An 18,657-nucleotide genomic window follows, 5' to 3' on the forward strand; every position below is an offset into this window, starting at 1 on the left:
ATATCGAATTATAAATATAGGATGAAGAGATTACAGGTACTATGGCTATTTTTAATAGCCATAGTTTTTTTTGGAACAGTAAGTGTTACGGCCCAAGAGGTGGGATTACAATTGTACAGCCTTAGAAATCAGTTTAAGGAAGATATTCCAAGTACCCTGAAATTGGTAAATGACTGGGGTATTACCGTTTTGGAAGGAGGGGATAGCTACGGGATGCCCGAGGAGGAGTTTAAGGAACTACTTGCCAAAAATAATTTAAAAATGGTTAGTATAGGTGCCACATTCAACGATTTGGCCATTGCTCCGGAGGAGGTTGTAAAAAAGGCTAAAAGTTACGGTGCCACCTATGTTATGTGTGCATGGATCCCACACCATGGCAACAATTTTGGTTTTGTGGATGCACAAAAGGCTGTTGAGGTATTCAACAGGGCTGGGAAACTTTTAAGGGAAAAGGGCCTGAAATTGGCGTATCATGCCCATGGATTTGAATTTAGGCCCTATGGTGATGGTACACTCTTTGATTATATGGCGGAGAATGCCAATTATTTCGATTTTGAAATGGATGTGTATTGGGTACATCACGCAGGTGCAGATCCTACGAAATTATTAAAAAAATACCCTTCAAAATTCATTTTAATGCATTTGAAGGATATGGAAAAAGGAACCACTAAAAATAATACGGGCCATGCCGATGTTGAAACAAATGTAGTTTTGGGAACTGGGGAAGTGGATATAGCGGGCGTTGTGGCCGAAGCCAAAAGATTGGGCATCAAATATATGTTCATAGAGGACGAGTGTTCCAGGGTGGTGGACCAAGTGCCAAAGAGTTTAAAGTATTTGGAAGGTTTAAAATAATCTAGATTTCAATTATTGATATTGCTGAAAAAGCCTCCTTTTGGAGGCTTTTTGTTTATTCCATGGACTTCCGAAGAAGGAATTGGGCAGTAATTTTATTTGTTGCTTTCGGGGACCTCAAACTTCTAATGACATATTATCAATTATTAATGGTTTTATATCAAAATACATGAATTTTCAGGTTCTTTGGATAAAAAATTCTATTTTGATTTCGTTTTAAACTTATATTGAAGTTCATTATTAATTCATTCCAATATGCAGATAAAAGAATCCTCAGAAATTTATGATGTAATAATTGTTGGCTCGGGTGCTGGTGGCGGTATGGCCACAAAGCAATTGGCCGACGCCGGCCTCAATGTTGCGGTAGTAGAGGCCGGTCCATTTTTTGATCCGGCAGATCCGAAAACCATGAATCAGTTAAAATGGAATTACGAATCTCCTAGAAGGGGAGCAAATACTACTAGGGCATTTGGGGAATTTGATGCTGCTTATGGCGGTTGGGAGATAGAGGGGGAGCCATATACACGTGAGCCTGGTACGGAATTTGATTGGTTCCGATCTCACATGTTGGGTGGGCGTACCAATCACTGGGGAAGGATTTCCCTTCGTTTTGGGCCAAAGGATTTTAAGGGGAAGACCAGGGATGGTCATGGGGAGGACTGGCCAATTGGGTATGAGGATGTAAAACCATATTATGATAAGGTAGATAAACTAATCGGGGTGTTTGGTACCAATGAAGGACTGGAAAATGATCCGGATGGTTTCTTTCTGCCTCCGCCAAAACCAAGATTGCATGAGATTTTTTATATAAATGGGGCAAAAAAGGCGGGAATACCTACTATTCCCGGTAGACTTTCCATGCTCACCAAAAGAATCAATACAGAACGTGGTGTGTGTTTTTACTGCGGACAATGTTCACGTTCCTGTTCGGTTTATGCCGATTTCTCATCCGGGAGTTGTTTAATATTTCCTGCACAAAAAAGCGGGGGCCGAATTAAATTATTCGTCAATTGTGTTGTGAGGGAAGTTACTACCAATGAGGAGGGTAAGGCAACGGGAGTGTCCTACATCAGTAAGGACGATAGAAAAGAATACAAATTAAGGGGCAAGGTGGTAGTTTTGGCAGCTTCTGCCTGTAGTTCCGCCCGTATTCTTTTGAATTCGAAAAGCAAACAACATCCAAACGGCTTGGGAAATAGCAGTGACCTCGTGGGTAAATATTTGCACGATTCCACTGGGGCCAGTAGAGCCGCTTTTGTACCGGCATTGATGAACAGGAAAGTATCCTATAACGAGGACGGAGTGGGAAGTAACCATGTGTACTCTCCTTGGTGGGGAGATAACTCCAAGTTGGATTTCCCTAGAGGCTATCATATAGAAGTCGGAGGAGGGATGAAAATGCCTGGTTATGGTTTTAGTTTCAACCCCAATGAATTCAACAAATTCTTTGGGCTCAAAGTAGGGGGTTATGGGGATAGCTTACGGGATGATGTTAAAAAATATTACGGATCCGTACTAGGGATTGCCGGAAGGGGCGAAGGTATTGCCCGTAAGGAGAACTATTGTGAAATAGACCCTACCACCGTGGATCAATTTGGCATTCCCGTATTGAAGTTTAATTATAAATGGTCCCAATTTGAGAAAAATCAGGCCAAGCATATGCAGGACACTTTTGAAGAGATTTTCCACAATATTGGGGCAGAACCTTTAGGGGAAAAGCCTGGTAAGGACCGCGACTATGGACTTGAGGCGCCCGGACGTATTATTCACGAAGTTGGTACTACCAGAATGGGCAATGATCCCAAAACATCGGTCACTAATAAATTCAATCAATTACACGATGTGGACAATGTCTTTATTGTTGATGCGGGACCTTTTACTTCCCAGGCGGATAAGAACTGTACTTGGACTATTTTGGCATTATCTTGGCGAGCCAGTGACTATATTATTGAACAATTAAAACAGCAAAATATCTAGACCATGGATAGAAGAAAAAGTATACAGACAATAATTCTAGGTGCCGGTGCATCTGCCTTGGCGTTTCATGGCTGTAAGACAGATGGACCCGATTCTGCAAAGGAGGCCATAGCCGCAGCCGAAAATACCCATTATTTTGGTCGTACTCCAGAGGAGTTGGAACTTATTGAAAAATTAAATGCAGAACAGCTTTTTACCGAACACGAAATGGAGACCATTGCGGTATTGAGTACCGTAATACTTCCTCCCAGAGAACCCAATGGAGGGCCGATTGAGGCAGAGGTCCCGGAATTTATCGAATTTATGGGCAAGGATATCCCAGAATTGCAGCTTACCCTTAAGGGGGGGTTAATGTGGCTGGATCATAAAAGCAATACAGATTTTGGAACCGAATTTAAATTGGCTACCCTGGAACAGCAAAAGCAGATATTGGATACCATATGTTATCATGATCCTGATAAATCGTTGGAGACGCAACCACTCGAAATACAATTTTTCTATTTGATGCGGGGATTAACTATCTGTGGTTATTATTCATCCAAAGTAGGAGTCGCCGAACTGGGCTATAAAGGAAATACACCTAATGTATGGGATGGTGTTCCGGAGGATGTCTTGGAACAACATGGGGTGGCCTACGATCCAGAATGGGTTGCCAAATGTATCGATCAGAGTACCAGAAACGAAATCGCTACCTGGGACGAAAATGGCAAGCTGTTGACTTAAATCATTCAATAGTGGCAATAGGGAAGTAATGGTATTTTTTCGCAATCCCTATTGGAAATATATAAAGGCCTCTTTTTAGGGGCTTTTTTGTTAATTTGCTGTGGGGAAAAAAGTACCTAGGTGAATTAAAGGATTAACAATTGGCACTGAAATGTATGAATAGGAAGTGGACAGCTTTTAAGGGAATGGCCATTTTGGCAATGACTTTTTTCTTTGGGTGTAAGGAAATGGTCGTAAACAAAAATTTGAAAAAGGATGTGGAAGCGGAATTGGAGGTCGTGGATTCGTTAATGATCGATGTAGGTAAGAAAGAAGAAGTAATAAAGCCCAAACTAAAATCCCTTGAAGGCCTGGCCGATACCTTGTTTGTAAGGTTGGCCGATTATAGTGATGATTTTGAATACGATCTGCGCTATGCCACCAATAATAATTTCTTAAAGGAGAAGGTCTATGATTGTGCCGAATGTTACCTTAGGGTCAAAACCGCCAGAGCACTGCTTTTGGCAAACAAAGACTTGATCGGAAAAGGGTATAAAATAAAATTTTTCGATTGCTATCGTCCCAATGATGTACAATATAAAATGTGGGCCATTGTCCCCAATCCACAGTATGTGGCCAATCCGGTTAAGGGGTCAATCCATAATAAGGGTGGTGCCGTAGATATTAGCCTGGTTACTTTGGATGGTGAGGAATTGGATATGGGGACCGATTTTGATTTTTTTGGAAAAAAGGCATACCACGATAATTTGGATTTACCGCAGTCTATCTTGAACAATAGACTGTTGTTAAAGGAGACCATGGAAAAATATGGTTTCTGGTCCATAAGGACCGAATGGTGGCATTACAATCTCGGTACCGCATCCAATGACAAAGTGGCCAACTTTAAATGGGATTGTGATTGAAATTGTTTAAGTGATTCCAAGATCTTTTATGTAACTCCATGTGAAATCTAGACTATAATAGTCGCTTCGACAGAGCGAAGAATGAGCGACGAGAAGTCTCAAATATTAGGCTACTTAATTGTAGCTATAACATGCTGCGTACTGCCCTTATAATTTATGACAATAAACAACAATTTTTTCACCTTCCGGATTGGTGGTAAAAAACAGATAAACTTCCCCTCCATCCTTAATTTTAAACTTTTTCCTAATTTCCGCCACGCTTATCGGAAAGTTTCTAACGGTGACATTTGCTTTTTTTATCCCCAGTTTTTGTATTTCTTTTTTATTAAAAGGAATGGTTTTTACAATTCTAAATCTCCGTCCAGGAAATTCCAAGAGATGGTCATTGGTGTACAAATGTGAGTGGTCATGTAACTTGAGCAAATTATATCTGGTCCCAACGGTCTTGAAAGCCCCAGACTTTAGGATGGCCGGATTGGGTTCGTATAAATATTCCATGGGATCCGAGTAATTGGAAAGCGCGCATTTTTCCTCATCAAGCGAAAAGCTGAACTTTTCTTTTGCCGTTCCACTTAGGTTTACCGTCTTTATCAATACTCCATTTTTATAAGCCCGTTCCAATATCCACAGGATTTCCTTTACTTCATTATTTACGGCAACAATATGAATTTCCCTAACACAACGTAACTCGCCAAGACCGGCCGACAAATCAAGTAGAGGGGAGGTTTTTATCATGATATTCTTGGCCTTCGTCAAAATTGTTCCTAGATGATCGGGGACATTCGGAATGCAATCCGATAACAAGAAAACCTTACCCTTCAGATCATTACGGCGGGAGGGATCTATATATACCCAATCGAAATCAACGTCCGAATTCTTTAGAAAATCTATTCCGTCCTCTGCATGGGTACGAAGGTTGGTCCGGCCTAAAACCTGAAAATTATAGTCGGCTATTGCGGATAATTCTCGGTCCATTTCACAATGATGCACCTGTCCTATGTTTAGGCTGAAATAGTAACTGTCCACCCCAAAGCCGCCGGTCATGTCCAAAAGCGTGGTTCCGTTTATTCTTCCAGCTTTATAGAGGGCCGTGGTTTGGGAAGAGGTCTGTTCAATGTTTAATTTGTTGGGGTAGTATATGTTGGCAGTGCCAAACCATAGGGGAAGTTTGTCCCTGCATCTGCTCTTGGCTTCAATTTGTTCCGCAATTTCCTTATTGGTAACACCTTCCAAGTTTAATGGCTTCAACAAAAGGGAGATAAGTTCTGTCCTTAAATTTTCATTTATAAAATTCTGAATTTCAGGCGTTTGAATATTCTTGTTCAAGGCGGGGTTATAAATTTTTGGTAAGGGATTTTACAATTTTATTCTCGGAGAAAAATTCCTTTAAGATTACTTTTATGGCGGTATAGCCAGGTACTGCTATTATCATTCCGGCGACCCCAAGAAGAAGACCTCCAATGATGATGATCAGGAAAATTTCCAAGGGGTGCGACTTTACACTATTGGAGAAAATGAAGGGTTGGGAAAAAAAGTTATCTACCAATTGGCCAATGATGAAGCCTATCATAACATAGCTCGTTTTGGGTAAAATTACGCTGCTAAAGTCGGCACCCACATTACTGGTCATGGTTAAAACCGCCATTAATATCCCTCCAATAATGGGGCCTATATAGGGAATAAGGTTTAAAAGGGCACAGAGAAAAGCTATTACAATGGCATTTTCAATCCCAAAAATGAATAGTACAATGGAATAAATGATAAATAGGATAAGGATTTGGAACACCAGGCCAACAAAATATCTGGAAAGTAAATTTTTGATGGTTTCCATGGAATGTTGAAACCTATTTTCCTTGTTACTAGGGATTAGTGTGAGTATGGATTCCTCAAAAAGCTTACTATCCTTTAGGAAGAAGAAGGCTATAAATAGAACGGAAAAAAGTCCCACACTAAAACTCCCCAATATACCGATAATGGAGTTCAGGAAATCTGGAAGAATTCCAAAGTTCAGGTTGGAAAACAAATGTGAATCCTTAATACTTTGTTCCAGGTCCTCGGATTTAACTCCAATATATTGAAGGAGTTGACCGTAGAGGTCCTCTAAATTGGTCTGCAAGGCATCTATGTTGAGAAGGGATAGATTCTGCCCTTGTTGAATAAGTAGGGGTACAAATAGGGCAATGACCCCCGCAACCACCCCAACAAGGAATATCATAGTTATTATGACAGCTACGGTATTATTGAATTTTAACTTTTGGCGAAAAAACAGAACTATGGGGCGCCCTATTAAGCTGGCAACTGCAGCTATGGCAATGTATATGAGAACAGCACTAATTTTATAGAGGAAGGCCAATAGGATAACAATGGCCACAATAATTCCAAGTGCCCTCAATATACCATCCGCAATTGTCTTTGATGTCATACTTTAACTTTTAAAAACGTAGGAGATTATATTGGCGCCCATTTGTAACGCTTTTAGACGGACCTCCTGAGGGTCGTTATGTACTTCCGGGTCTTCCCATCCGTCCCCAAGGTCGCTTTCAAAGGTGAAGAGCAGGATCAGGCGGTTTTGTTCAAATAGGCCAAACGCCTGCGGCCGTTTGCCATCATGTTCATGTATCTTGGGCAACCCTTTTGGAAATTGGAATTGTTGCCGAAATATGGGGTGGTCTACCCCTAATTCCGTGAGTTCCTTGTCTGGAAATACTTTGGCTAGTTCTTTGCGCAGGTAAGGTTCCATTCCATAATTATCATCTATGTGCAAAAATCCCCCAGCCAATAAATAGGTCCTTAGGTTTTCTGCTTCCTCCTCGGTAAAAAAAATATTTCCATGCCCGGTCATATGTAAAAAGGGGTATTGAAAAATATTGGCGCTGCCAACCTCTACGGTTTGCGGTTTGGGGTCAATGGTAGTCCTAAGTCGTTGATTGCAGAATTTTATTAGGTTGGGGAGCCCTGTTGGATTGGCGTACCAATCCCCTCCGCCTCCATATTTTAAAATGGCAATTTCCTGTGCATGTGAACTTTCGGCCAAATAAAAATTGAACATCAATATTATTACAACTAGCTGCTTCATATGCACTCGGATGTTTGTGATATTCAAATTTAAGAATATTAACGGGTTAAAAAACTAAAAGGGCTGTGTAAACACTTCATGGTATCGTAAGAAAATTTAATTGACCATAAAAGTATGCCTAACCAAGATATGCCCCAATAGGCTATTATAAATTTACTAGGGCAATAGTGGTACAGGCCACGATGGCTGCTGTTTCTGTTCGCAACCTTGTGTTTCCCAAAGCAACCGCCCTAAATCCGTTCTCTTGAGCTAATCTTATTTCTTCAGGTGAAAAATCGCCTTCAGGTCCTATTAATACGGTTGTATTTTTTTTGGCAGACGCACAATGGGATAATTCCTTTTTTTTATCATCCTCGCAATGCGCTATAAAAAGCTCCCCATTTTTTGGTAGTGATAAGTACTCCCTAAAAGGAATGGCCGGATTTAATTGTGGTAGATAGGCTTGTAGGGATTGTTTCATGGCGGCTTGGATAACCTTTTCCATTCTGTCCATTTTAATGACCTTTCTTTCAGAATGTTCGCAAATTATGGGTGTGATTTGATGAACTCCAATTTCCGTTGCCTTCTCCAAAAACCACTCAAAGCGGTCGTTAAGTTTTGTTGGCGCCACTACCATATGGAGTTCATATGGTTTTGGAGGTGCCTGGGTTTGGGAAATTACCTTGGCCCTACATTTTTTATGATCGGGAACAAGTATTTCAGCTTCAAAAAATAGGCCCTTGCCATTGGTGATCTGTAATATGTCGCCCGAATTTTTCCTCAGTACTTTGCTGATATGCCTGCTTTCATCGGTTGGAAAAATAAATTGGTCCGTGTTGTTTTCCAATTCAGGGTGGTAAAAAAGTTGCATGGGCTAGTAGCGATATTTAGAGTTTGTTCAATTTTTGTTTGGCGTGTTCCAGTCCTAATTCAATGTAGTTCAGCAGCTGTTCCTCTGAGGCGATTCCCTCCTGGGAAACATATACAAATTCTTTCATGGGGCGTTTTGCAAAATCCATGGGCCGCACATGTTCCGAACTTAGGATCCCATCCATTTTGCTGGAGATCACCCTTACCATAAGGTTCTCCTTTATAATGCCTACGGTCATTTTTCCGCAAAATAAAAAAGCAATTCCCCCGAACATTTTTTTTTCGGTAATATTAAATCGTACGGCTTGGGGCTGCAAATCAAAACTAGCCCTGATCCGTTGTGCAAACTGTTCGTTATATGCCATAATATTTTAAAGTTTCAAGAGGCCGATGCAAAAAAAATGCCTTACTATAGGGGAATGGGGAACAAGTATTAGGCAAGCTTGGACCTTTTATTTGGTTATTGAATTACATATCTCGCCTTGGCGGTAACACTTTGGTCCACAAAATCCATTTCCTTGTATTTTAAATATCCCACTATACCTATCATGGCGGCATTGTCCGTACAGTATTCAAATTTTGGGATATAGGTGGTCCATCCCCATTTGTCCTCCGCTTTTTTTAGGGCCTGTCTAATACCCGAATTTGCCGATACTCCACCGCCAATCGCTATTTGTGTTATTCCCGTCTGTGTTACGGCCTTTTTTAATTTATCCATTAGGATATTGATGATGGTGTATTGTATGGAAGCACAAATGTCGTTCAGGTTTTCAGTTATAAAATTTGGGTTGTTTTTTGTTTCCCGCTGTATAAAATAGAGTATACTCGTTTTTAAACCACTAAAACTAAAGTTGAGTCCGTCCACTTTGGGTTTGGGAAAGGGAAAAGCCTTGGGGTTGCCAAGCTGGGCATATTTGTCCACCAAGGGTCCACCTGGATAAGGTAGTCCCAATATTTTTGCGCTCTTGTCATAGGCCTCCCCTACCGCGTCATCCAAGGACTCTCCTAAAATTTCCATGTCAAAATAATCCTTTACCAGTACTATTTGCGTATGTCCTCCACTAATGGTCATTGCCAAAAAAGGGAAGGAGGGCATTTTGTAATTTTCTTCCTCAATAAAGTGCGATAAAATATGGGCCTGCATATGGTTTACCTCAATTAATGGAATGTCCAATCCCAAGGAAAGGGACTTGGCAAAGGAGGTTCCTACCAATAAAGATCCCATAAGTCCTGGTCCACGTGTAAAAGCTATGGCGGATAACTGTTTTTTATCGATATTTGCTTTGGCTAATGCTTGGTGCACTACAGGGACAATATTTTGTTGGTGTGCCCTTGAGGCTAGTTCGGGAACAACCCCCCCATACTCCTCATGTATTTTTTGCGTTGCCACAATATTGCTTAGTGTCCTATTGCCGCACAATACAGCGGCAGAAGTGTCATCGCACGAGGATTCAATGGCTAAAATGTAAATAGTTTGATTATCCACTTTGTTTGGAATAAAATTTGAATGTACAAAGGTAAAACATAAAGCCCTATCAAAAAATTAAGAAAAATCCTGGTCAGAGTATTTTTGGTGCTCGTTCTTATTTGCGTTTTGGGCAGTGTAATACTTTCCTTGCCCTTTGTCCAGACCCGCTTTGCCAAGTATGCCACTACAGAGATCAACAAGGAATTTGGCACCAACATTAATATTGACCGCTTAAGGATTTCCCTAATTTCCTGGGATACCTCACTTAAAGGCGTTTATATTGAAGATTACAAACAGGATACCCTGTTCTATATAGACAATTTAAGTACCTCAATCCTAAATGTACGCAATTTGGTTAACGGCAAGTTGGAGTTTGGGGACATAGCCATAGAGCGCCTCAATTTTAAGCTTAGGACCTATCAGGATGACAAGAACACCAACCTCGAGGTATTTATTGATAAGTTGGACGATAAAAAACCTCGTAAACCCGGTACGCCACCATTTTATTTTTCGTCCGCAGATGTGGAAATTACGGATAGTAAATTTAAGCTCATTGATGAAAACCGTGAAACCAGGGAAATGCTGAATTTTGCCGATCTGAACATTTCGGCTTCCGAATTTACCATAATTGGCCCGGACGTAAATTCCAAAATAGAGAAGATGTCCTTCCGGAGTTCAAGAGGGGTAGTGGTAGAAAAAATGGCTACCGAATTCAAATACACAAAACAGCAAATGCGTTTCGATTCCTTGAGCATTAAAACGCCTCAATCCAATTTATTGGGCAAGGTGGTATTCGATTATGATAGGGAAGACTTTAAGGATTTTTTAAATAAAGTAAAAATTGATGCTGAATTTATAGAGTCTACAGTGGCCTTGAATGAAGTAAACCTGCTTTATAATCAATTTGGAAGCGACAAAATAGTAACATTTTCCACTGTAGCCAATGGGGTATTGAACGACTTGAATACCAACGATCTTTTTTTAACAATGGATAATACAGGTATTCGAGGGGATTTTAATTTTAAAAATTTGTTCGTTAAGGATGGTAAGTTTGCCCTAATGGCCAATATGAAGAATGTTACTTCCAATTATTATGAACTAAGGGCCCTGCTACCGAATATTTTGGATGTATTGCCGTCTTCAATCCAAAGATTGGGGCAGTTTACGGTTAGGGGCGATGCTCTTATTACGGAATCCTCAATAAATACAAAAGCCAACATAAATACCCTCATAGGCAGCAGCTATGTGGATCTTGAGCTTACCGATATAGATCATATTGACGATGCCTCCTACAAAGGATTTGTCTCTTTGATCGATTTTGATCTAGGAGAGCTAATAGAACGAAAGGATGTGGGTATTACCAATCTGGATTTTAATGTGGAGGGCAAGGGAGTGGTCATGGAATATTTAAATACCGAGGTAATAGGGCAGGTGTATTCCTTAAATTTTAACGGTTACGATTTTAAGGATATCAGCGTATCAGGTATTATAAAGGAACAACTTTTTGATGGTTCCCTATTGTGTAAGGACGAAAATATAAAATTCAGTTTTAAGGGATTGGCGGATTTTGCCGAAAACAGGAATAATTTCAACTTTATTGCTTCCGTAGATTATGCAGATCTCAAAAAGATAAACTTTATAAATGATAGTGTTTCCATTTTTAAGGGAGATGTTAATATGGATATTTCCGGAAATTCTTTGGATAATATTGTAGGGGATATAAAATTTACCAAAACCAATTATCAGAACAAGAATGATACCTACTACTTTGAGGATTTTAAGGTTTCATCCACCTTTGAAAACGACAGTACCCGTATAATTGATATTAATTCCCCGGATATTATTACCGGATTTTTGAAGGGCAATTTTAAAGTCAAGGAACTGGGCAGGTTGCTGCAAAATTCTTTGGGAAGTATTTATACAAATTATAGACCGTTCAATATATCTGAAAACCAGAGATTGGCGTTTAATTTCAAGATCTACAACAAGATTGTGGACGTATTTTTTCCAGAGGTGAAGTTCGATCCCAATACCTTTATCAAGGGAAATATCATTGCCGATGAGGGAGATTTTAAACTAACCTTTAAATCGCCCAGTATAGTGGCATACGGCAATGAATTGGACAGTATAGATGTTAAAATAGACAATAAGAACCCCTTGTTCAATACCTATGTTTCCATTGGGGATTTGGCAACCCCTTACTATGACGTTAAAGATTTTAATTTGATCAATACCACCTTGAAGGATACATTGTTCTTTAGAACGGAATTTAGAGGTGGAAGCGAATATAATGATAGTTACAACCTCAATTTTTACCATACCTTCAACAAAGAGAATAAATCTGTTATCGGTCTCAAAACGTCCGATATAAGTTTTAAGGGAAATAAATGGATCTTGAACAAGGATGGAAACAATAAGAACAAGGTAGTAATCAACAAGACCCTCGATAGCATTTCCATAGAGGAAGTGGTAATGAACAATAATGAACAGGAACAAATTAGGCTAAGGGGACAGTTGGCAGATTCAACCTATAAGGATATAGAGCTACAGTTTAAGATAGTTACCCTGGGGAAGATTACGCCTTCCATAGACAGTCTTAAATTGCACGGGGAGGTGAATGGTACCTTGAACGTTTTGCAGAAGGATAATGTTTACCTGCCTTCCTCCAATTTAAATATAAAGGACTTCGGGATCAACAATATTACCTTGGGGGATTTGGCCATTGGGATAGTGGGTAATAGGGATCTAACGGATTTTGTGGTGAACACTTCCTTGAAGGATAAAGGGTTCGAGAAGCTCAGTGTGGTGGGTAATATCTCCAATAGGGAGGAGATTCCACAGGCAAATCTCATAGTGGACTTCAATAAGTTCAACCTGGAGCCATTTAGTCCCTTGGGAGAAGGTATTATTACCAATATAAGGGGCTTGTTACAGGGAAGCGCCATTTTAAAGGGCCCAATAAACAACCCTAATTGGAGCGGTGTACTGTCCTTGAACGAGGCCGGTATTGCCATTCCCTATTTAAATGTGGATTATAGTTTTGCTCCCTACTCCCGGGTAAAGTTAATGGACCAAACCTTTAATTTTCAAAAGATCAAACTTACCGATGTTGCCATGAATACTAAGGCAACTTTGGATGGTACCATAACCCATAAGTTGTTTAAGGATTGGAGTTTGGATTTGGATGTGGATACCAATAATGATCGATTTCTAATATTGAACACACCGTTTAAGGAAGAGGTGTTGTACTATGGAGCTGGCTATTTAAATGGTACGGGTAGGATATTTGGACCTACCAATGCCCTTACGATCAATGTAGATGGGGAAACGGCAAGGGGTACTTCCTTAAAAATCCCAATTAGCGATGTAGTTAGTGTGGGGGATTTTTCATTTATCAATTTTGTGGGAAAGAAAGTTGAGGATACGGATAAGGGCCAACGGGTTTTAAAGGAGGTGGAAGGTCTTGAGCTGGCTTTTAACCTGGATGTTACTCCTGATGCGGAGGTTGAAATTGTTGTAGATACCAAAACAGGTAGTTCCTTAAAGGGAACTGGAGCTGGAATTTTGTTCATAGAGATCAATACCAACGGTAAATTTAATATGTATGGGGATTTTGTGGTAGTGACGGGACAGTTTCGCTATAAGTTTGGCGGTATCGTAGATAAGACCTTTAAAGTGAAACCTGGAGGTAACATTACCTGGGAGAGGGAGCCCTTGGCGGCACAATTAAACATGGAAGCCGTTTATTCCTTAAATGCAAATCCAGCTCCACTCTTGGATAATCCGGGATATACCAGGCGTATACCCACCGATGTAGTGGTAAGGCTAACGGGAGAGCTGGAAAGTCCGGTTATAGATTGGAGGATAGAATTTCCAGGTACCAATTCCATAGTCAAGTCCGAATTGGAATACAGACTGCAAGACCCCACAATAGCCGAAAAAAATGCCCTTTTCCTATTGGCTCAAGGCTCTTTTGTCAATGAACAAACAGGAATCAATCAACAGGCCGTTACAGGAAATCTTCTACAGTCCGCCTCGGGAATACTCAATTCCTTGTTGGCGGGCGACAACGATAAATTAAATTTTGGATTGTCTTATGAACAAGGTATTCTGGACAGGAGCACGGATATTCAAACGGAGAATAGGTTAGGGGTAACCTTGTCTACCCAGATCAGCGATAGGGTTTTGCTCAATGGAAGGGTGGGGGTCCCGGTAGGCGGAGTATCGGAAACCGTAGTTGCCGGAGACGTGGAAGTTCAGATTTTGTTGAACGAAGAAGGGACCCTTAGTGCCAAAATTTTCAATCGGGAAAATGAGATCCAACAATTCCTGGCAGACCGTCAGGGATATACCCAGGGTGTTGGACTTTCCTATCAAGTAGACTTCGATAGTTTTAAGGCATTATTACGTAAAATTTTAGGGAGGAATTAAGATTTTTTTGAGCCTTTTTAGCTGTTTTGGGCAATTTCGAAATAATCACTTTTTCTGAAGAATTGATTATGAATTTAACAATTTTCAAAAAATTATTCAACGAAAACGTTGGAGTGGCTCATTGTTGTCAAATTAAAGCCAAAGTCGGGCAATTATTGAAATAAGTTTGCTAGTTTTGCTTTTTAAAATTTTTATGGCTTCAGCAATAAAAAAGATTGGTGTTTTTACATCAGGAGGAGACTCACCGGGAATGAATGCTGCTATTAGGGCAGTAGTGCGTACATGTGCCTATTTAAAGGTAGAATGCGTTGGTATCTATAGAGGATACGAAGGCATGATGGAAGGTGATTTTAAGGTAATGGATGCCCGTAGTGTTAACAATATAATCAACAAGGGGGGCACAATCCTTAAATCGGCTCGTTGTTTACCATTTAGGACCAAGGAAGGTAGGCAAATTGCCTACGATCAATTGAAAAAAGCAGGTATAGATGCATTTGTCGTTATTGGTGGGGATGGCAGCTTTACAGGTGCACTGACCTTTAATAAGGAATTTGACTTTCCGGTAATCGGTATCCCAGGTACCATAGACAACGATATTTTTGGTACAACCTATACTTTAGGATTTGATACAGCCTTGAATACGGCTGTTGAGTGTATAGATAAAATTAGGGATACGGCCAGTTCGCACAATAGACTCTTCTTTGTAGAGGTTATGGGCCGGGATGTTGGTCATATCGCTTTAAATGCAGGTGTTGGCGCCGGAGCTGAGGAGATTTTGATTCCGGAGGAAAATTTAGGTCTCGAAAGATTGTTGGAATCCTTGAAGCGCAGTAAGCAATCTGGAAAATCATCGAGTATAGTGGTGGTAGCGGAAGGGGATAAGACCGGTAAAAATGTTTTTGAACTAAAAGAATACGTAGAAGAACATCTTCCCATTTACGATGTACGTGTATCCGTTTTGGGACATATGCAAAGAGGGGGGTCGCCATCTTGTTTTGATCGTGTTTTGGCGAGTAGAATGGGCGTTAAGGCAGTTGAAGCATTATTGGAAGGGAAAACTAACTTAATGGTGGGGATACAGGATAATACAATTACCCTGACACCTATCAGTAAGGCAATAAAAGGACATACAAAAATTGATAAGGAGCTAATGAGGGTTTCCGATATCATGACAACATAACTTAAACATTAAAAACAATAGAAATGTCAAACTTGAAAATAGGGATTAACGGTTTCGGTAGAATTGGAAGATTGGTCTTTAGAGCTACTGTAGAAAGGGATAATGTAGATGTAGTTGCTATTAACGATTTGCTGGATGTAGAACATCTTGCTTATTTGTTGGAATATGATTCGGTTCATGGGAAATTCAATGGTACCGTTGAAGTAAAGGATGGTAATTTGGTGGTAAACGGTAAAACGGTTAGGATTACTGCGGAAAGAGATCCAAAGAATTTAAAATGGGACGAGGTTGGTGCCGATATCGTTGCGGAATGTACCGGTATTTTCACAACACTTGAAACTGCACAGTATCACATAGATGGTGGCGCCAAAAAAGTAGTTATTTCAGCCCCATCCAGTAATGCTCCAATGTTTGTTATGGGAGTTAACCACAAAGAGGTTAAGGCATCCGATACCATTGTTTCAAATGCTTCTTGTACTACCAACTGTTTGGCTCCTTTGGCTAAAGTGTTGAACGATAGTTTTGGTATTGAAGAGGCTTTAATGACCACTGTGCATGCAACAACAGCTACTCAAATGACTGTTGATGGTCCTTCAAGAAAAGATTGGAGAGGCGGTAGAAGTGCTTTATTGAATATCATTCCGGCTTCAACAGGTGCTGCCAAGGCGGTAACCAAGGTAATTCCTTCTTTGTTGGGCAAACTAACCGGTATGGCATTTAGAGTTCCAACTGCCGATGTTTCCGTGGTGGATTTAACAGTACGCTTGCAGAAGGAGACTTCTTATGAGGAGATCAAGAAGGCCTTTAAAAAAGCTTCTGAAGGAGAACTGAAAGGAATTTTAGGATATACAGAGGAAGCGGTTGTTTCCCAAGATTTTATTGGGGATGCCAGAACCAGTATTTTTGACGCTGGAGCAGGAATTGAATTGAATTCAAAATTCTTCAAAGTTGTTTCCTGGTACGACAACGAGTCCGGATATTCCAATAAATTGGTCGACCTAGCGCAGTACATCCATAAATTATAGTCTTATTGGGTAATAATTAAAAGAATCCTGAGATTAAGCAATATTTTGTTTATTTTCAGGATTCTTTATTAATAATCTTGTTATATGATATTGATTGTAGATAGTGGTGCAACAAAATCGGATTGGATTGCCATGGATGGTGAGGGCAACCAATTGTTCATGACCCAAACTTTAGGATTGAGTCCTGAAGTATTGACACGTCCTGTAATCGAAGACCGTTTGGCCAATAATTTTGAACTTTCCAAGAATAGGAAAGAGGTTACCCACTTGTATTTTTACGGTGCCGGTTGTGGTACCGATAGAATGAAGAAGTTTTTAACAGAGATTTTTAATGATTTTTTTCCCAATGCCCAGGCAGAGGTTAAGGAAGATACCTATGCGGCCATATTTGCCACAACAAAAATAGGGCAGCACGGAATAGTGTGTATTTTAGGTACGGGTTCCAATTGCAGTTATTATGACGGTGAGAAATTGCATCAAAAGGTTACCTCTTTGGGGTATATTCCTATGGATGATGGTAGTGGTAACTTTTTTGGAAGGAAATTGATCCGGGATTATTACTTTAATAAAATCCCAATGGATTTGGCAACCAAGTTTGCAAAAGAATACAATTTGGATGCCGATGTAATCAAGGAGAACCTTTACAAACAGCCCAACCCAAATACCTATTTGGCCACTTTTGCCCGATTTATTGTAGAAAATAAAAACCACCCCTATTGCAGAGGGGTGATAGATAAGGGCTTTCAGCAGTTTGTGAACAACTACATTATGCAGTTTGAATTGGCCACCAAGGTTCCCGTTAGTTTTGTGGGCAGTATTGCCTATTACCTACGTGAAGAACTGGCTACGGTAGTAGAAAGAAACGATCTGATCTTAGGTGTTATAAGGCAAAGACCCATTGAAGGTTTGGTCGAATTTCACAAAGGCTCTATTTAATAGCTATCATAGAAATTTCGACATTTACAAATTTTGGAAGATTGGCTACTTCAACAGTTTCCCTGGCTGGAGCGGTATCCGCATCAAAATAGGCGCTATATACTTCGTTTATTTGTGAAAATTGGTGCATATCCTTTACGAAGATCGATGATTTAACAACATTCTCAAAAGTCATTCCTGCCTCGGTAAGAATGGCTTTTAAGTTTTGCATGGATTGCTCGGTTTCCTTTTTGATATCACCTGATACCAACTCCCCGGTCTTTGGGTCAATGGGAATTTGCCCTGAGATATACAAAGTGTTTCCTGCCATTACGGCCTGGTTGTAAGGCCCTATTGGAGCCGGTGCATTGGTAGTGGTAATTATTTTTTTCATGTTATAATTGATTTTTATTTTCAGCTTATCTGCCTCCATTGGCCCGTAGATCTATTAGGCACTCCGTACCAAAACTAGGGATTGCGCCGTTCTTGGCCGATAACATTTTGGCCATTCCCCATCCAAATTGTAGCTCTGCCCGCATTAGGCAATTCTGTTCGCTGCAATGACTCTTGGCTTCGGGGTCTTCATGTTCGTTCACAGACGTTGTTCCTAAGTTTACCAATCCAAATAAATGTCCGGCTTCGTGGTTTAGAGTTGCTGCTTCTACAGTGGAAGTACTGATCAACGAACTCCTGGAAGCCAGATTTCTTATTGTGGCTTCGTAAATTACCATGGAAGTGTTGCGGTAAACGGCCCCCAGGGTTACCAGATCCTCATCTGGATTGTCGTCACTGGAGGTTGCATCGGTAAAATAGATATACAATCCTAAGGTGTCACCATTATTGTACACCGTCCTATTTTCTTTTTCCAAATCAAAGATTTCATTAATGGACAGGCTATCCTTTTGGGGTGAATCCAATTTCTTATAAATAATGCTTATGTTATCCTTATAGGAACGCTCGTTGAGTAAGTCTACAAAATTGGAAACTGCTGTTTCCGTGGGGGCATAATTTGCTACATATGCAATTTCGATGGCCAAGTTCTTATATTCGGAGTCGGAAAGCAAGTCGTTGGCGGAATCGCCCGGATCTTTTAGGTTGGCCGTTTTATCTACCTTTAGGGAGTCGCTGTCACTGGAGTCCTTGGAGCAACCTATGGTCAAGGCAAACGCCAACAAAAGCACTATGGGCAATTTCTTCATTATTGTAGTTTTTATTAAAGGCTGTAACTTTTAAGATAACGTCAAATATTCTTGGGT

At 40.3% G+C, this 18,657-nt stretch carries 16 protein-coding genes; 8 read left to right on the plus strand and 8 right to left on the minus strand.

What is annotated here, in order from left to right:
* Positions 1–21: 21 nt before the first annotated feature.
* The 4 genes from QSE00_RS02425 (at position 22) to QSE00_RS02440 (ending at position 4,457) form a co-directional block, all read left to right on the plus strand.
* Positions 22–855: a sugar phosphate isomerase/epimerase family protein gene (locus tag QSE00_RS02425; RefSeq protein WP_286104752.1), complete on the plus strand. Its 834-nt coding sequence runs from the start codon at positions 22–24 to the stop codon at positions 853–855.
* Positions 856–1,110: 255 nt separating this feature from the next.
* Positions 1,111–2,832, plus strand: a complete 1,722-nt coding sequence (locus QSE00_RS02430; RefSeq protein ID WP_110356530.1) for a GMC family oxidoreductase — start codon at positions 1,111–1,113, stop codon at positions 2,830–2,832.
* A 3-nt stretch (positions 2,833–2,835) separates the two neighbouring features.
* Entirely contained in the window at positions 2,836–3,555 is a 720-nt protein-coding gene (locus tag QSE00_RS02435; RefSeq protein WP_286104753.1) for a gluconate 2-dehydrogenase subunit 3 family protein, read from the plus strand.
* A 155-nt stretch (positions 3,556–3,710) separates the two neighbouring features.
* On the plus strand, positions 3,711–4,457 hold the full coding sequence (locus tag QSE00_RS02440) for a M15 family metallopeptidase (RefSeq protein WP_286104754.1): 747 nt from the start codon (positions 3,711–3,713) through the stop codon (positions 4,455–4,457).
* Between the two features lie 147 nt (positions 4,458–4,604).
* Here the strand turns inward: QSE00_RS02440 and QSE00_RS02445 are convergent, their stop codons facing one another.
* The 6 genes from QSE00_RS02445 to tsaD all read right to left on the minus strand — a co-directional run bounded on the left by QSE00_RS02445 (position 4,605) and on the right by tsaD (position 9,868).
* Positions 4,605–5,783 carry a THUMP-like domain-containing protein gene (locus QSE00_RS02445; protein WP_286104755.1) on the minus strand — a complete coding sequence of 393 codons (1,179 nt, stop codon included), beginning with the start codon at positions 5,781–5,783 and terminating at the stop codon, positions 4,605–4,607.
* A gap of 7 nt (positions 5,784–5,790) precedes the next feature.
* On the minus strand, positions 5,791–6,879 hold the full coding sequence (locus tag QSE00_RS02450) for an AI-2E family transporter (RefSeq protein WP_286104756.1): 1,089 nt from the start codon (positions 6,877–6,879) through the stop codon (positions 5,791–5,793).
* A 3-nt stretch (positions 6,880–6,882) separates the two neighbouring features.
* Positions 6,883–7,533, minus strand: coding sequence for a DUF4159 domain-containing protein (locus QSE00_RS02455; protein WP_286104757.1), 651 nt, complete (start codon positions 7,531–7,533; stop codon positions 6,883–6,885).
* 145 nt (positions 7,534–7,678) lie between these two features.
* A complete protein-coding gene (locus QSE00_RS02460) occupies positions 7,679–8,383 on the minus strand; it encodes a 16S rRNA (uracil(1498)-N(3))-methyltransferase (RefSeq protein WP_110356535.1) in 705 nt (234 codons plus the stop codon).
* Positions 8,384–8,399: 16 nt separating this feature from the next.
* Positions 8,400–8,747: a TfoX/Sxy family protein gene (locus tag QSE00_RS02465; RefSeq protein WP_286104758.1), complete on the minus strand. Its 348-nt coding sequence runs from the start codon at positions 8,745–8,747 to the stop codon at positions 8,400–8,402.
* A 95-nt stretch (positions 8,748–8,842) separates the two neighbouring features.
* On the minus strand, positions 8,843–9,868 hold the full coding sequence (tsaD, locus tag QSE00_RS02470; protein WP_286104759.1) for a tRNA (adenosine(37)-N6)-threonylcarbamoyltransferase complex transferase subunit TsaD: 1,026 nt from the start codon (positions 9,866–9,868) through the stop codon (positions 8,843–8,845).
* 87 nt (positions 9,869–9,955) lie between these two features.
* Between tsaD and QSE00_RS02475 the strand changes: the two genes are divergently transcribed.
* From QSE00_RS02475 to QSE00_RS02490, 4 genes are all read left to right on the plus strand, one after another.
* Positions 9,956–14,281 (plus strand): translocation/assembly module TamB domain-containing protein, encoded by a 4,326-nt coding sequence (locus tag QSE00_RS02475; protein ID WP_353477433.1) that lies wholly within the window; start codon positions 9,956–9,958, stop codon positions 14,279–14,281.
* Between the two features lie 193 nt (positions 14,282–14,474).
* Positions 14,475–15,461 carry a 6-phosphofructokinase gene (pfkA, locus tag QSE00_RS02480; protein WP_110356538.1) on the plus strand — a complete coding sequence of 329 codons (987 nt, stop codon included), beginning with the start codon at positions 14,475–14,477 and terminating at the stop codon, positions 15,459–15,461.
* 23 nt (positions 15,462–15,484) lie between these two features.
* A complete protein-coding gene (gene gap / locus QSE00_RS02485; RefSeq protein WP_110356539.1) occupies positions 15,485–16,486 on the plus strand; it encodes a type I glyceraldehyde-3-phosphate dehydrogenase in 1,002 nt (333 codons plus the stop codon).
* Between the two features lie 84 nt (positions 16,487–16,570).
* Complete coding sequence (locus QSE00_RS02490; protein WP_110356540.1) at positions 16,571–17,422, plus strand: N-acetylglucosamine kinase; 852 nt, start codon at positions 16,571–16,573, stop codon at positions 17,420–17,422.
* Here QSE00_RS02490 and QSE00_RS02495 read toward each other — a convergent pair.
* Both QSE00_RS02495 and QSE00_RS02500 read right to left on the minus strand, forming a co-directional pair.
* A complete protein-coding gene (locus QSE00_RS02495) occupies positions 17,415–17,795 on the minus strand; it encodes a RidA family protein (protein ID WP_110356692.1) in 381 nt (126 codons plus the stop codon). The genes QSE00_RS02490 and QSE00_RS02495 overlap by 8 nt on opposite strands.
* A gap of 25 nt (positions 17,796–17,820) precedes the next feature.
* Positions 17,821–18,600, minus strand: a complete 780-nt coding sequence (locus QSE00_RS02500) for a hypothetical protein (RefSeq protein ID WP_286104762.1) — start codon at positions 18,598–18,600, stop codon at positions 17,821–17,823.
* Positions 18,601–18,657 lie beyond the last annotated feature (57 nt).

This window comes from Arenibacter flavimaris, assembly GCF_030291335.1.
GTDB lineage: Bacteria > Bacteroidota > Bacteroidia > Flavobacteriales > Flavobacteriaceae > Arenibacter.

Coding starts and splice junctions, on each gene's coding strand:
- QSE00_RS02495 (WP_110356692.1), bottom strand. CDS start 17,795: ATGAAAAAAATAATTACCACTACCAATGCACCGGCTCCAATAGGGCCT.
- QSE00_RS02425 (WP_286104752.1), top strand. CDS start 22: ATGAAGAGATTACAGGTACTATGGCTATTTTTAATAGCCATAGTTTTT.
- QSE00_RS02455 (WP_286104757.1), bottom strand. CDS start 7,533: ATGAAGCAGCTAGTTGTAATAATATTGATGTTCAATTTTTATTTGGCC.
- QSE00_RS02465 (WP_286104758.1), bottom strand. CDS start 8,747: ATGGCATATAACGAACAGTTTGCACAACGGATCAGGGCTAGTTTTGAT.
- QSE00_RS02450 (WP_286104756.1), bottom strand. CDS start 6,879: ATGACATCAAAGACAATTGCGGATGGTATATTGAGGGCACTTGGAATT.
- QSE00_RS02440 (WP_286104754.1), top strand. CDS start 3,711: ATGAATAGGAAGTGGACAGCTTTTAAGGGAATGGCCATTTTGGCAATG.
- QSE00_RS02460 (WP_110356535.1), bottom strand. CDS start 8,383: ATGCAACTTTTTTACCACCCTGAATTGGAAAACAACACGGACCAATTT.
- QSE00_RS02500 (WP_286104762.1), bottom strand. CDS start 18,600: ATGAAGAAATTGCCCATAGTGCTTTTGTTGGCGTTTGCCTTGACCATA.
- gap (WP_110356539.1), top strand. CDS start 15,485: ATGTCAAACTTGAAAATAGGGATTAACGGTTTCGGTAGAATTGGAAGA.
- QSE00_RS02490 (WP_110356540.1), top strand. CDS start 16,571: ATGATATTGATTGTAGATAGTGGTGCAACAAAATCGGATTGGATTGCC.
- QSE00_RS02430 (WP_110356530.1), top strand. CDS start 1,111: ATGCAGATAAAAGAATCCTCAGAAATTTATGATGTAATAATTGTTGGC.
- pfkA (WP_110356538.1), top strand. CDS start 14,475: ATGGCTTCAGCAATAAAAAAGATTGGTGTTTTTACATCAGGAGGAGAC.
- QSE00_RS02435 (WP_286104753.1), top strand. CDS start 2,836: ATGGATAGAAGAAAAAGTATACAGACAATAATTCTAGGTGCCGGTGCA.